This is a genomic window from Arcanobacterium phocae (assembly GCF_900105865.1).
Lineage (GTDB): Bacteria > Actinomycetota > Actinomycetes > Actinomycetales > Actinomycetaceae > Arcanobacterium > Arcanobacterium phocae.
In genome coordinates this window covers 1,485,312-1,499,617 of the sequence record NZ_LT629804.1, presented here as the reverse complement: position 1 = coordinate 1,499,617, position 14,306 = coordinate 1,485,312, and the positions used below count along the sequence as shown (strand labels likewise).

The window sequence follows — 14,306 nt, the reverse complement described above, 5'->3', positions numbered from 1 at the left end:
TTAACTAACTTATGAGTTTAGCTAAACTCATTAAGCTCAGTTATTGGTGAGCTTGTCGCGCAAAGCAGCAAGAGCCTCGTCAGAAGCGAGTGTGCCAGCAACATCAGCATCAGCCGATGAGTAGTTAGTTGGAGCAGCTTCCTCGGTTTCTGAGGTAGCAGCTGGAGCGGCAACAGCGGCAGCAGCATCAGCTTCGGCTGCGGCAGCAACCTGAGCCTTGTGTGCTTGCCAGCGAGCTTCAGCAGCAGCATACTCTGCTTCCCAAGCAGCCTGGTTCTCTTCGTAACCTTCGAGCCATTCGTTGGTCTCAGGATCGAAGCCTTCTGGGTACTTGTAGTTGCCCTCTTCGTCGTACTCAGCGGACATGCCGTAAAGTGATGGATCGAAGTCTTCCGAGTTAGGATCCACACCTTCGTTAGCCTGCTTGAGCGAGAGCGAGATGCGACGGCGATCAAGATCAATATCGATCACCTTAACGAAGACATCGTCGCCTACCTTGACAACCTGCTCTGGCAGATCAACGTGACGCTGTGCGAGTTCAGAAATGTGAACGAGGCCTTCAATGCCATCCTCGACGCGAACGAATGCACCGAATGGAACAAGCTTGGTGACCTTACCTGGCACGACCTGGCTAATAGCGTGGGTACGTGCGAAGGTCTGCCATGGATCTTCCTGGGTAGCCTTGAGCGAGAGCGAAACACGCTCGCGATCCATATCGACTTCGAGAACTTCAACGGTCACTGGAGTACCGACTTCGACAACCTCAGATGGGTGATCGATGTGCTTCCAGGAGAGCTCGGAAACGTGAACGAGGCCGTCTACGCCGCCAAGATCAACGAATGCACCGAAGTTAACGATGGAGGAAATGACGCCTTCACGTACCTGGCCCTTTTGAAGGGTGTTAAGGAAGGTGGAGCGTACTTCAGACTGAGTCTGCTCGAGCCAAGAACGACGGGAAAGAACAACGTTGTTGCGGTTCTTATCGAGTTCGATGATCTTAGCTTCGATTTCCTTGCCAATGTATGGCTGGAGGTCGCGCACGCGACGCATCTCAACGAGAGATGCTGGCAGGAAGCCGCGCAAGCCAATGTCGAGGATGAGACCACCCTTGACAACTTCGATGACGGTACCGGTAACGACGCCGTCTGCTTCCTTGACTTCTTCGATCTTTGCCCAAGCGCGCTCGTACTGTGCACGCTTCTTGGAAAGAATTAAACGACCCTCTTTGTCTTCCTTCTGGATGACGAGGGCTTCGATCTTGTCACCAACTTCGACGACATCATCAGGATCGACATCGTGCTTGATGGACAGTTCTTTTGAAGGAATAACGCCTTCGGTCTTGTAGCCGATATCGAGCAGGACTTCATCCCGATCGACTTTAACTACGGTGCCTTCGACGATGTCGCCATCGTTAAAGTACTTGATGGTTTCGTCAACGGCAGCAATAAGCTCTTCCTCGGTACCAATATCGTTAATGGCAACCTCGGTAGTAGTGTTGTTCGTGGTCATAGAGTTGGTGACTCCGAATTTATAATAGTTACTAATATGGACAGTTGGTTCACATATGTGCATGCACATAGATGTACCAAGCCCTCAGTTTACGGGGTTTTACCGCGAAACTGCAACAAATAACCGGCGAGTTGCTATGCTATATTCGCCACAGCATGAAAGGCATGCCATGAAATACGGACATCATCAACTTTCAGCCGTGGACAATCCCATTGCTGCCAATGAAAAATGGTGGTCCGATAATGCTACCGAATACCTAGCTGAGCACGGGTCTATCCTAGGCGATGAAGATTTTATTTGGGGACCAGAGGGCCTGCGTGAAGCTGATATTCAATTCCTTGGGGGTCTGAGCAACCAGCGCGTCCTAGAAATTGGTGCCGGTGCCGCACAATGCTCACGTTATTTAGCACGCAAGGGTATCGACGTCGTCGCCACCGATTTAGCCCAGGGCATGCTCGATCAAGCACGCGAGCTCAACAATACCCACGGCGTAACTTTTCCTTTAGAACAAGCCGATGCACGTCGCCTACCATATCCAGACGATAGTTTCGACGTCGTCTTCACCAGTTTCGGAGTTTTGCCGTTCGTTCCTTACCTTAACGAAGTACACCAAGAGATCTATCGGGTTTTGCGCCCCGGCGGGTTGTGGGCATACTCAGCGCTTCACCCAACCCGATGGATGTTTCCTGACGATCCAACAGCTACCGGTCTAACCGCAGTGAACTCATATTTTGATCGCACTCCCTACATTGAACGCTCACACAAGAGCCTTGAATACGCCGAATTTCACCATACATTAGCTGACCACATCAACTCATTGATCGAATCCGGGTTCACCATAGATGAGCTATTCGAGCCCCCATGGCCAGCCGGTCGCACAGTGATCTGGGGCGGATGGGGGCCAGAGCGCTCCCCCATTATCCCCGGGACGCTTATGGTTCGGGCGCGTAAGCCACGTTCTTAGTGAGCCGCAGCACGCCAGTTCCGGCCGATACCTACTCCTACCGATAAAGGTACAGAGAGTCCTGGCCACGCATCCCCCATCTCCTTACGCACGATGCTTTCGACGGCTTCAGCTTCCGCAGCAACAACCTCCAGCACGAGTTCGTCATGCACCTGAAGGAGTACTCGTGAGGACAAACCAGCACGAGCTAATTCTGCTTCCACATTGAGCATAGCGATCTTGATAATATCGGCAGCCGAGCCTTGGATAGGTGCATTCAGCGCCATGCGTTCGGCAGATTCACGTACCTGACGGTTAGCAGACGAAAGCTCCGGCAAATAGCGCCGGCGACCCATAATGGTTTCGGTATACCCATCTTTCCGCGCTTGAGCCACTAATCCATCAAGATACTCTTTGACCCGTCCGAACCGAGAAAAATATCCATCCATCAGGTTTTGTGCTTCTGGTACCGGAATCTTTAACTGTGCAGACAAGCCAAAAGCCGATAGACCATAGACTAGCCCGTAGGACATCGCCTTGATCTTTGACCGTTGGGCCGACGTAACATCAGTTTCCGCTACCCCATAGACGCGTCCAGCAACATACCGGTGCAGATCGGCTCCATGATTAAAGGCATCAATCAGTTCTTGGTCACCTGAAAGATGAGCCATCAAGCGCATTTCAATCTGCGAATAGTCCGCCGTCATCAAGTAATCGAATCCAGCACCGGGGACAAACACTTCCCGAATCCGTTGGCCTTCTTCGGTACGGGCATGAATATTTTGCAAATTCGGATCAGTGGACGACAGCCTGCCAGTTGCTGCCACGGTCTGCTGATAAGTAGTGCGAATACGGCGATCTGGTTGGACGGAACGCTGGAGTCCTTCAACCGATTGACGTAGTTTGATGGCATCTCGATGATCAAGTAATGCCGTCAAAAACTCTTGTCCGGCAATAGCCTGATCGTCTTCACGCATACTAATTTTGGCCAACAAACCGGCCAACGCATCCGCATTCGTGGTGTAGCCAGACTTCGTTTTCTTCGTCTTTGGTAGGTTCAGCTGATCAAACAACACTGCCTGTAGCTGTTTGGGGCTAGACAGATTCACCGAATTGTCTCCGATAGCATCCCATGCTCGCTCGGCAGCGTTATTCACTTTACTGTCAAAATCGCTGTGCAAAATATCGAGTTGGTCAACGTCAACGCCAACTCCGCGCTGTTCCATCCGGGCTAACACCTCTGTTACCCGTAGCTCCATTTCCACGAGCGTTTCGCTAGCATGATGAAGATCAAGTTCGCTGCTAAATGCATCGCGAAGATCATGGAGTGCAATGGCTCGCCGGCCAATATCATCGCCAACGAGCTCACCGTCAAGGCCGATGCCTAAGGTATCGGTGGCGCTACCGGTGAGATCGATAGCCAGATAGCGCTGGACGAGTTCCGCAAAATCATATGAGCGTTGATCGGGATGCAAGAGGTAGGCATCAATTTCGGTGTCTGCCGAAATTCCACTAAGCGCATAGCCTTCGGCAGCCCATGCGTGAATCTGCGCCTTCATACCGTGGCCGAATACCGCAATCTCCGGGTCTTCTAAAATCTGGCCCAACACACGCGAATCATCATCAGACAGTGTTGCGACATCGCCAACAAAAACGTAGCCATCTCCAGCTCCGAGCGCAAACCGGCTGACGTTACCTTCGCCTGGCTTTCCACTGCCGTCAATTACAATCGAATACGGGGCGCTGTGAGCCTGTGCAAACTCGGCCATTGATTCACTCACAACGTGCACGTCGCGAACTGATGGTTCACTCGTATCGTTCGTTTCATCCGAGCCATCGCGGGCTGGTAGCTCTTGCAACACACGCGCACGCACTGTTGTAAAATCAAGCGTATCGAACAACTCGTGCAACGCGGTTCGGTCAACTCCACGTGGTTTAAGCGTGTCAATATCGGTGACCAGATCAAGATCGCGAATCAGTTGGTTGAGCCGGCGGTTGCGACGTACATCGTCACTGTGATCACGCAAAGCTTGTCCAGCTTTTCCTTTAATTTCATCAGCGTGTTCTAGCAAACCTGCTAAATCGCCATACTGCGCCAGCCACTTTGCTGCCGTCTTCGGCCCAACTCCAGGAACTCCCGGCAGATTGTCTGCCTTTTCTCCAACTAGCGCCGCTAAATCAGAATACCGTTCAGGTCTCACACCACTGCGCTCGGCAACACCATCGGGGTCAAGTAGAAGCATTTGTGAACGTGGCATCGGATAGACCACCGAGGTTTGGTCTGTCACCAGCTGATATGAATCTTTATCTCCGGACGCAATATAGACTCTCATGCCAGCCTCTTCGGCGCGTGCTGAAAGCGTAGCAACGATATCGTCTGCTTCATAGTCATCATAGGTGAACCACGAAATACCCATCACGTCGAGCACTTCTTGGATTACCCCGATTTGTCCCTTGAACTCTTCTGGGGTTTTTGCCCGTCCGCCTTTGTATTCACCATATTCTCGGGTACGGAATGTTCCGCCTGGTAGATCAAAAGCCACCGCGATATGAGTTGGCTGATAGTCATGAATAAGACGCAGAAGCGTATTAACGAAGCCATGAACTGCGTTAGTGTATTGGCCTTGCGCGGTTCGGAACGAATCTGCCGGCAACGCGAAGAAGGAACGGAACGCCATTGAATGGCCGTCGAGAAGAAGCATCGTATTTTCAGTCACGTACTAAGCCTACCGGGTTATACCGACAGTTTCTTCTAACAGGTAGACTTGTCATCATGATCAATTCTGTTACCGAAATTCACGACGACGAACTTGCCGGCCGGCTAGGCGCAGTTATCACAACTGCTACCAAACAAGATGTTATTGAAACACTACCTGTTTTGGGAAACACTCAGCCCTTTGGCGTGTTACATGGTGGAGCTAATGCGTTCTTGGTTGAAGATGCCGCATCGCGCCTCGCTCAGCTCAACGCACCCGTGGCGCGCATCGCAGTCGGAACAGAATTAAATATCTCGCAACTAGCACCGAATACAACAGCATCCGCGCAAGCCCATGCGCAGGTTATCAAGCTGACAAAAAAGACACTAGTTGCACAGGTAGATATCTACGATGCGAACAATATGCTTACTGCAACTGGCCGAATGACGTGTGTGTTTATTCGCCAACCTGGTCAATAACAGCGTCGGCAACCTCACGCATAGTGAGCCGGCGATTCATGGATGTCTTTTGTATCCAACGGAAAGCTTCAGGCTCTGTCAGACCCATTTTGTCCTGCAATAGGCCCTTGGCACGATCAATGCGTTTGCGAGTTTCAAACTGCTCAGCTAATGAAGAGACTTCTGCTTCAAGTGAGACGATCTCTTGGTGACGCGATAGCGCAATCTCGATCGCTGGTAACAGATCATGCGGGCTAAATGGCTTAACCAAGAACGCCATCGCACCAGCGTCTCGTGCCCGATCCACGATTTCTTTTTGGGAAAAAGCGGTAAGCATGACAATTGCGCATCGTTGCTTAGCCAAGATCTTCTCCGCAGCGGAAACGCCATCGAGACCAGGCATCTTCACGTCCATGACCATCAAATCAGGTTCGTATTCAGTAGCCAACGCGATTGCTTCTTCTCCGTTTGAGCCTTCAGCAACGACGTCGAAACCTGCTTCGCGTAATGTTTCCACGATATCCAAGCGGATCAGTGTTTCGTCTTCCACAACAATGGCGCGGACTTCGCGTGGATTAGTACCTTGTTCTAAATCCTCAAACTGAGAATTATCTATTACTGGTTCCACGGCTGCCTCCTTGGCAAACAAACTGTTAACAATGAAACGCCTAGTTGCGCGCCTTCACGCAAATAAAAGTGCTCCCGGAGGGACTCGAACCCTCATGCCTTTCGGCGCAGCATTTTGAGTGCTGTGTGTCTGCCAATTCCACCACAGGAGCGTTGGACAACAATGATTCTACACGAATTATCGCCGCCCTGCGATCTTACACGAACACGGTAAGAATCACAAAATCCAATTTCCTATCGACGGCGCGTCTCACCCATCTTATGGATCCGGATTGTGTTAGTGGAGCCAACGACCCCCGGTGGCATACCGGATACGATAACCACTCGATCACCGTCAACAGCGAAACCTTCCTTGTGCAGGACGTCATCCACTTGATCCACCATTTCGTCCGTCGACGAAACTTGAGATAGCGTCAGCGTCTCTAGACCCCAAGATAGCGCCAATTGACGCTGAACTTCTTCATTATCGGTAAACACAACGAGCGGAATACGGCCACGCAATCGGGACATACGCCGTGCAGTTTGACCTGACGAAGTAAAGACGGCGATAAATTTCACGCCGATAGCTTCACCAATATCCATTGCAGACTTCGTGATAACGCCATTTCGAGTACGGTGCAAATTAGCAATTCGTGGAATGGACTCAATGCCGTGTTCCTCGGTGTATTCAATAATAGAAGCCATCGTCTGGACACACATGATCGGATACTTGCCGACGGATGTCTCGCCAGAGAGCATAACTGCATCAGCACCGTCAAGAATGGCGTTTGCACAGTCAGAGGTCTCCGCACGGGTTGGCGTTGGTGAAGAAATCATGGACTCAAGCACCTGAGTTGCCACGATAACTGGCTTAGCATTACGACGAGCAATAGTAATTGCGCGTTTTTGCACAATAGGAACCTGCTGGAGTGGCAGTTCCACACCCAAGTCACCACGAGCAACCATCAGGCCGTCGAATGCGCGCACGATGTCTTCGAGCACGCTCACAGCCTGTGGCTTTTCAATCTTTGCAATGACTGGGATGCGACGTCCTACGCGATCCATGATCTCATGGACATCCTCAATATCCCTCGGGGAACGCACGAAAGACAATGCAATGAGGTCTGCACCGTATTCAAGACCCCACTCAAGATCTTCTTTATCTTTTTCGGACAAGGCCGGAACTGAGACTGCTACTCCAGGAAGGTTAACGCCCTTGTTGTTGGACACTGTGCCGCCAACCAACACCTGAGTGCGCACATCGGATCCCTCGACGGACAGTACGCGCACTTGCACCTTGCCGTCATCAATCAAAATCAGGTCACCTTCAGAGCAATCTCCCGGCAGACCCTTAAATGTGGTAGATACCCGATCTTTGTCTCCCAGAATATCGTCTGTTGTGATGGTGAAGATATCTCCGCTTTCGAGAAGAACCGGACCTTCAGCAAAACGACCCAAGCGGATCTTTGGCCCTTGAAGATCAACAAGAACTGCGACAGGTTTACGCAATTCTTCAGAGGCTTGACGTACCCAATCAATTCGTTCCTCATGTTCTTCGTGAGAACCGTGAGAAGCATTGATGCGGGCTACATTCATACCTGCTTTTACGAGTTCGAGAATTTGGTCCTTGGAGTTAACCGCCGGACCTAAAGTACATACAATCTTGGCTTTACGCATAACCCTAATCCTACCTGATTACTTTCGGTTCGTCTGTCCCTTGTTCTTTACCGAGAAAAATATCTGCATTTTCTGGTTGTGCCGTGAGTACTCGCTTGCGCCACACCAATGCAATTATTCCGCCCAAGCACACGATGATAGAGGTCCAAATATTGAGCCGTAAACCCAAAATCAGGGTGGCATCATCGATTCGTAACGCCTCGATCCATACGCGCCCCAAGGTGTAAATCACAATATAAAGCGCAAGGAGCTCTCCCCCGCGAAGCCTAAACTTTCGTTCGGCTGCCAACAGAACAAAGAACCCGGCAAGACACCACAGCAGTTCATACAAAAATGTTGGATGGAACGTTGTCCCCGGTGCATATCCGGCAGGCAGATGCGCGCTGTCTATCTCAAGCCCCCACGGCAGATCCGTAGGTGCGCCGAAGAGCTCTTGGTTGAAATAATTTCCCAGGCGCCCGATTGCCTGCGCGAGCATAACTCCTGGAATAAAGGCATCCGCAAATGGACCGAATCGCAAATTCTTACGCCGTAACACGAGCCAGGCAGCGACTGAGCCAAACAGGACAGCTCCCCAAATCCCAAGCCCACCTTCCCAGATTCGAAAGATTTTCGTCCAATCCCCGTGTTCACCGAAGTAGGCGGCTGGGGATGTAATGACGTGATAGATTCGAGCACCAAGAATTCCCGCTAAAACCACCCACATAGCAACATCTTCAGAGACGTTTTCCGGTCCGCCCTTTTTGACATATCTTTTATCACCCAGATACCACGCGATGAGGATCCCAGCAAGGATAAACATCGCATAGGCACGAATCGGGATAGGACCAAGCATCCACACTGACTGCGGAGGCGAAGGAATCGAGGTTAGCACAGGTTCTCCTTTGAATTTCGAGAGCATGACAGGATAATCATATAGTCACACATTCGTCGATTTACTAGTGGGTTGTTTATCAGCGAGTGCCAAAATGTCAATCACTATAACAACATCGGAATCCCCCTGCGCCTGCGCAGACGGGACAGCAACAGCAATTCGCGAACCGACACGTTGGTCTACTAACCCAGCTTGTAAGCCTGCGAAGACCTCGTTGACAGCAATATACGCTGGTGGATTGCCGTTGGTAAAAGTATTTTCGATTTCGGTTCCATCGGTTTTCGCCAATATATAATTTGCATAAACGACGTCGTCCTCCGATACTTGAGCACCAGATCCTGCGATAACGGGCGTTACTTGAACATTGTCAATCGCACCGTCCATTTTTCCCACAACTGGAATTCCATCTTCAGTCGCAGTCACATCAGGTACTTGAACATCAGTTTTTTGCGATTGCGGCTCACCTATAATTCGTGATGGCAAAATATCGACGATGGTGATTGACACTCGCCCATCTACGGGACGGACGACGGCCAGTCGCGATCCTTCTTTTTTACCGACGACGACGTCGGCTAATTTTCCAACTGATTCGGAGGTTGCAACGCCACTGACTATCGTGGGTAGATCAGCTACCTGTGACCATTCGTCACCTTGGGCATTAAATTTAGTTGCACGCATAAGAACTTGCTCATCAGCTCGAATCGTGCGACCGTCGCCACTGATCAATTCTTTAATTGATTGCTTTTCAGTAGTTGGATGTCCCGTCGTCGTTACTGTTACTGCGGCACCAAAGTTCCCTTCAACGTGCATTGAAAATTCTGGCACATTGTTGCTCGACCGCCACCACAATGTTGATATGCCTATGCCGACGAAGAATGCCACAACTGCCATCGCCGCAGCTAACACCTTGTTCATTGCTTCTCCATAGATTCGATTAATGAGTCAACAGCTCCATTTTCCGGGGCAAACGGATCGGTCAAAGATATCGTCGTTCCGCTTCCATCGTTAAACAAACGCACCAGTCCCCAATCGACTGCATAGTCGCGATGATGACGATGTGCAGCCTGAATAAACTTTGCACGAATAAACGCCCGCGAATCATTCGGTGCCCAATCGAGAGCACTTTGAATCATCGAGGGTGTAGTTCGACGTGCGAGAATCCCTATCTGTTCTAATCTGTCGCGTAGTCCGCCTGCAGAGATATCGTGCCACGCCAGTTCAAGACGGGTAATTCGATCGTCACTGAGGGCAACGTTATGCCGGTGGCGATAGCGAGTGATCAGTTCGTATTTCGCAATCCACTCGATTTCAGTATGCACCGTTGAAAAATTACTCGTTGCAAACGCATCAAGAGCACGGCCCCATAAGTCAAAAACATACCGTGTAGTTTTATCGAGACCAGCGAGCCATCCCTGACGAGTATAGTGCTCAAGAACAGTATCGAATATCTTTCGTTGAATATCAATGGCACGAATCGTAGAGCCGTCAGCCAACGGTAGCAAAATATTTCCAGACAAATCTTGGGCAACACTTCTGATTGCTTGCATTGGATCTGCCAACGGAAATGCTGGTAGCCGAACACCATCTTCCATAACATTGAGCACTGCATGAGTCATTCCGGTTTTCAGCAAAGTAGTCGTATCACTCATATTTGAATCCCCGACGATCACATGCATCCGGCGATATTTATCTGCATCTGCATGCGGTTCATCACGAGTGTTAATCATTGGTCGGGTACGAGTGGATGATGTCGAAATGGAATTGTGCATATGACGGGCACGCTGAGAAAGCTCAAAACGTACTGTGCCCGGTTCACGATGAACATAGCCGGCACCAACTAGCAGCTGGCGTGTAACGAAAAACGGAACTAGCTCTGCTAACCGATCAAGAAAATCGCGCCGTCGTCGAACCAGATAATTTTCATGACATCCGTATGAATGTGAAGCTGTATCAACGTTATTTTTAAATAGATGGATATGATAGCCCAAGGTAGCGGAAGCTTTGTCCGCCATATCCCGCAGGAGTTGATCGCCAGCACGATTTTGGCTTGCAAGATCGATAATGTGCTGACACTCTGCCGTCGCATATTCTGGATGATCGCCGACATCTAGATATAACCGACCACCGTTAGCTAAAAATGCTGATGTAGCACCGGACGCCTGTTGCATATCGGCGAAAAGACTTCGAGCAATCTCGCTCGGATCTATATCAACATGGGCGCCTTGAGAGTCTGAACACGCCAATCCGTACTCTGTCTCAAGGCCGATAATACGCCGATTCACTGGCCGCCCTTTTGTACAAAACCTTGGACAAAAGCCGAGGCGTTTGTTTCGAGGATCTCGTCAATATCATCTAATAATGCATCGACATCAAAAGGGGCGGCTTCCCCCTGTCCAGCATAGATATCATCCTCGGTTACTGACTCGGTTTGGGGACGGATAAATTCTTGTTCGCTCATTGTTGCTCCTCGAGATCACATAGTAAACGTATCAATAGTAGACATAGCACTTCGCGACGAGGTAAAGAAATCGCGGATCTGATGTTGGTTCGGATACTGCGGTTCGTTAAAGTTCAATCGCTGCGGTCCAGTAGGAGTGGCTAGTTGTGCTGATGTCCATCCCAGCGTAAGAAGATCGGAACCATAATGTTTTAGCAACTCGCTACGGAAGAATGCTCTGGTATCAACAGGTGCTGTGTGCATTGCGCGGAGAACGTCGTCGTGATCAAACAACCGATCGACTTGCCCAGCCGCATCAAGACGGTTGACAATCGATATGTCTGGACGTAAATCATGCCATTGCAGATCGAATGCGCGTAGCTGGTCTGCATCCCAAGTCAGCTGACGACGAACCCGCATTCGGTCAAGCATACGGTACTTCGCTACCCATTCAATACGAGAAGCTGCCGCAAAAAGATCCCGCCTCAAAGTATCTATGGTGTCTTGCCATAACTTAATAAAATGATTCGTTTCTTGATCAGCAATTCCGCATCGTTCTAATGTTGTTCGCACGGCATCAAGATAAATTTCTTGGATATCTAGTCCAGTTCGCGTTGAACCATCGTGCATATCAACCGCTCTGCGTAATGTGGGGTCATGAGAGATTTCCCAGGTCGCCGCAACCGGTTCAAATAATACTAACGCCTCGAGATCAAGCGGCATCGCGTCTTGCTCAAGCATCCACAAAACAAGATTAGTCGTACCAATCTTCAACAAGGTGGAGTAATCAAACTGGTTGGCGTCACCACCGATAACATGAAGTCTACGGTATTTGCTCGACGGCGCATGTGGCTCATCGCGGGTATTAATAATCGGCCGGTTATACGTTGTTTCCAGCCCGACTGCGTTTTCTACATAATCGGCTCGTTGCGAGATCTGAAAGCCAACGCCTTGCGAACTTTGTCCCAGACCGACCCGGCCAGTTCCGCATAGGATTGGGCGAGACACAAAGAACGGCGTGAGATAGCGGATGATGTCGTTAAAAGGTACGTTGCGATATACCAGATAGTTTTCGTGGCTCCCATACGCTGCGCCTTTACCATCCACATTATTTTTATACATAACGATATGGCGGCCACGACGAGACAACAACGACATCGCACGACGAGCGATCTCTTCCCCAGCTCGGTCCCATAGCACCGCATCATAAGGATTCGTAACTTCGGGACTGGAATACTCTGGATGCGCGTGGTCAACATACCAACGCCCGCCATTACTCACCGCCGTATTCGTTGCGGCAACATGAGAAGGCAGAGTTGACAGTGGCGGAACCGGATTATTTGTCAGTTGGTCAGGGCGAACCACGTGCGGGCCAACTCGAAAGCCACGTGCGTCATTGAGTGGATCTTCTGAGTAAAAATCCCATGCCGCAACTGGCTGACCGGATTCTCTGACGTAGGCATCAATGATGTCAGCACTGAGCTTGAATGGATCTTGAATAGGAGCATCGGCATCAAGAATGCCAAATTCCGTTTCCAGACCAACGATGCGTTTAATCGTCATAAAATCTCCATTATTACGCTTGCCGCAGGCGGTGTACCGCCACAACATCGTGCCGATCATGTACTCGTGCCCATTCGCGGGGATTATCCACGTGGGCTAGAGTCTCATTCTCAGCGAGGTCAGCACGCACTGCCCTAAGCAGATGTTCAGTTCGTACTCCTTTTTCGCCGGTTGCCAAAACATCTTTAATAGCAAATGTTTTAGCACGCTCAACAATAGCTGCCAACATAGCACCAGAAACCAAATGGTGGACATACAGTGTTTCGCTCGTGCCATCTTGGTAGGTAACATCAACATACGCGTTTTGCGGACCCTCATGCCATAAGTTATCCACAGTTGCCCGAATCATTCCGGCAATTGCTGCTTCCACAGACCCATACTGGGCAAGTTCTGATTCATGAATCGGGACCGTGGGAACCAGATACTTCCCCAAGATATCGATTGCGTCATTGTAGGTAGGACGCGAAATATGAATTTTTACATCCAAACGCCCGGGACGCAAGATAGCTGGGTCAATCATGTCTTCACGATTAGACGCACCGATAATAATGACGTTATCGAGTGCTTCTACACCGTCGATTTCAGCTAATAGTTGCGGAACGATAGTCGTTTCGACGTCGGACGAAATACCCGATCCGCGGGTGCGGAACAACGCTTCCATTTCATCAAAAAAGATCACCACCGGTATTCCACTGGTAGCTTTTTGACGTGCTCTATCGAAAATCTCCCTAATCTGCCGCTCGGTTTGTCCAACGTACTTATCGAGCAGCTGCGGGCCTTTAATATTGAGGAAATACGCACTGTCTTCGCCAAACATTCGAGATAACGAGGTCGCTACTGCTCGCGCAATTAATGTTTTGCCAACTCCAGGAGGGCCATAAAGAAGGACTCCTTTAGGTGGCTTCAAGCCGTGTTCGCGATAAAGCTCTGGGTGGCGGAATGGTAGCTCAATCGCGTCCCGTAGTTGTTCAATCTGGGAAGACAATCCGCCAATATCGGAATACGAAACATCTGGAGTTTCTTCTAACAACAAGTGGGATACATCCGCACGATCAAGTTTTTCGAGAGCAAAACCGGATGTGAGATCTGCGAGGACGAGATCGCCAACGCGCACACCTTGCTCGAATAAACGCCCGGCAAGCTGAACAATCCGGCTTTCGCCACCAGCTGCAGTAACAGAAACCCGATCCGTGCCAATTAGATGGTCAATTGTTACGGCCTGCCCTACCTTGCCATATGAGCCCACACCAACAATAACTTGACGTTCATTGAGCAAAACATTTTGCCCAGGACGAATATTATCAAACGAAATCCATGCCGCTGCAGTAACTTCGATTCGCTTTCCGGACTGGAAAACGAGAGCAGTGTGTTGCGAGACGTTAGCAGATATAAACACCGCGACAGTGTTCGGCGGTTTAGACAAAGATTCGAGATGATTACTTAGCTCTTTTATTCGGTCTCGAGCGCTTCCTAAGGCTTTACTCAGCTCACGATTCTGTTGAGCGAGCGTGCGTAGATCAGGTTCTTGAGTACTCATACATCT

Annotated in this window: 12 protein-coding genes and 1 tRNA gene; 2 read left to right on the top strand and 11 right to left on the bottom strand. The window is 50.1% G+C overall.

All coding sequences use genetic code 11. The features are described 5' to 3' along the window. Positions 1-36 precede the first annotated feature (36 nt). On the bottom strand, positions 37-1,509 hold the full coding sequence (gene rpsA, locus BLT51_RS06710) for a 30S ribosomal protein S1 (protein ID WP_091281362.1): 1,473 nt from the start codon (positions 1,507-1,509) through the stop codon (positions 37-39). Positions 1,510-1,708: 199 nt separating this feature from the next. On the opposite strand from rpsA, the gene BLT51_RS06705 reads away from it, so the two are divergent. Then, on the top strand, positions 1,709-2,473 hold the full coding sequence (locus BLT51_RS06705; protein ID WP_231943926.1) for a class I SAM-dependent methyltransferase: 765 nt from the start codon (positions 1,709-1,711) through the stop codon (positions 2,471-2,473). On the opposite strand, the gene polA is transcribed toward BLT51_RS06705, so the two are convergent. Next, the gene (gene polA / locus BLT51_RS06700; RefSeq protein ID WP_091281357.1) at positions 2,470-5,169 is read right to left on the bottom strand and encodes a DNA polymerase I; all 2,700 of its coding nucleotides are present in this window, start codon (positions 5,167-5,169) and stop codon (positions 2,470-2,472) included. The two genes, BLT51_RS06705 and polA, sit on opposite strands and share 4 nt — an antisense overlap. A 56-nt stretch (positions 5,170-5,225) precedes the next feature. On the opposite strand from polA, the gene BLT51_RS06695 reads away from it, so the two are divergent. Further along, positions 5,226-5,627 (top strand): hotdog fold thioesterase, encoded by a 402-nt coding sequence (locus BLT51_RS06695; protein WP_091281355.1) that lies wholly within the window; start codon positions 5,226-5,228, stop codon positions 5,625-5,627. Here the strand turns inward: BLT51_RS06695 and BLT51_RS06690 are convergent. The 9 genes from BLT51_RS06690 to arc all read right to left on the bottom strand — a co-directional run bounded on the left by BLT51_RS06690 (position 5,605) and on the right by arc (position 14,300). Continuing rightward, positions 5,605-6,222, bottom strand: a complete 618-nt coding sequence (locus tag BLT51_RS06690) for an ANTAR domain-containing response regulator (protein WP_091282669.1) — start codon at positions 6,220-6,222, stop codon at positions 5,605-5,607. The genes BLT51_RS06695 and BLT51_RS06690 overlap by 23 nt on opposite strands. Before the next feature lie 81 nt (positions 6,223-6,303). Continuing rightward, positions 6,304-6,385 (bottom strand) — tRNA-Leu (locus BLT51_RS06685). An 82-nt stretch (positions 6,386-6,467) separates the two neighbouring features. Further along, entirely contained in the window at positions 6,468-7,889 is a 1,422-nt protein-coding gene (gene pyk, locus BLT51_RS06680) for a pyruvate kinase (protein WP_091281353.1), read from the bottom strand. A 10-nt stretch (positions 7,890-7,899) separates the two neighbouring features. Next, entirely contained in the window at positions 7,900-8,763 is an 864-nt protein-coding gene (gene lgt / locus BLT51_RS06675) for a prolipoprotein diacylglyceryl transferase (protein ID WP_231943925.1), read from the bottom strand. Between the two features lie 45 nt (positions 8,764-8,808). Continuing rightward, on the bottom strand, positions 8,809-9,678 hold the full coding sequence (locus BLT51_RS06670) for an FKBP-type peptidyl-prolyl cis-trans isomerase (RefSeq protein WP_091281347.1): 870 nt from the start codon (positions 9,676-9,678) through the stop codon (positions 8,809-8,811). Beyond that, positions 9,675-11,045, bottom strand: coding sequence for a proteasome accessory factor PafA2 family protein (locus tag BLT51_RS06665; protein WP_231943924.1), 1,371 nt, complete (start codon positions 11,043-11,045; stop codon positions 9,675-9,677). The genes BLT51_RS06670 and BLT51_RS06665 overlap by 4 nt, the downstream gene beginning before the upstream one ends. Next, positions 11,042-11,221: a ubiquitin-like protein Pup gene (locus BLT51_RS06660; RefSeq protein ID WP_091281344.1), complete on the bottom strand. Its 180-nt coding sequence runs from the start codon at positions 11,219-11,221 to the stop codon at positions 11,042-11,044. Before BLT51_RS06660 ends, BLT51_RS06665 begins: the two co-directional genes overlap by 4 nt. Before the next feature lie 15 nt (positions 11,222-11,236). After that, entirely contained in the window at positions 11,237-12,763 is a 1,527-nt protein-coding gene (gene dop / locus BLT51_RS06655) for a depupylase/deamidase Dop (protein WP_091281341.1), read from the bottom strand. Between the two features lie 13 nt (positions 12,764-12,776). Beyond that, positions 12,777-14,300, bottom strand: a complete 1,524-nt coding sequence (gene arc / locus BLT51_RS06650) for a proteasome ATPase (protein ID WP_091281338.1) — start codon at positions 14,298-14,300, stop codon at positions 12,777-12,779. Positions 14,301-14,306 lie beyond the last annotated feature (6 nt).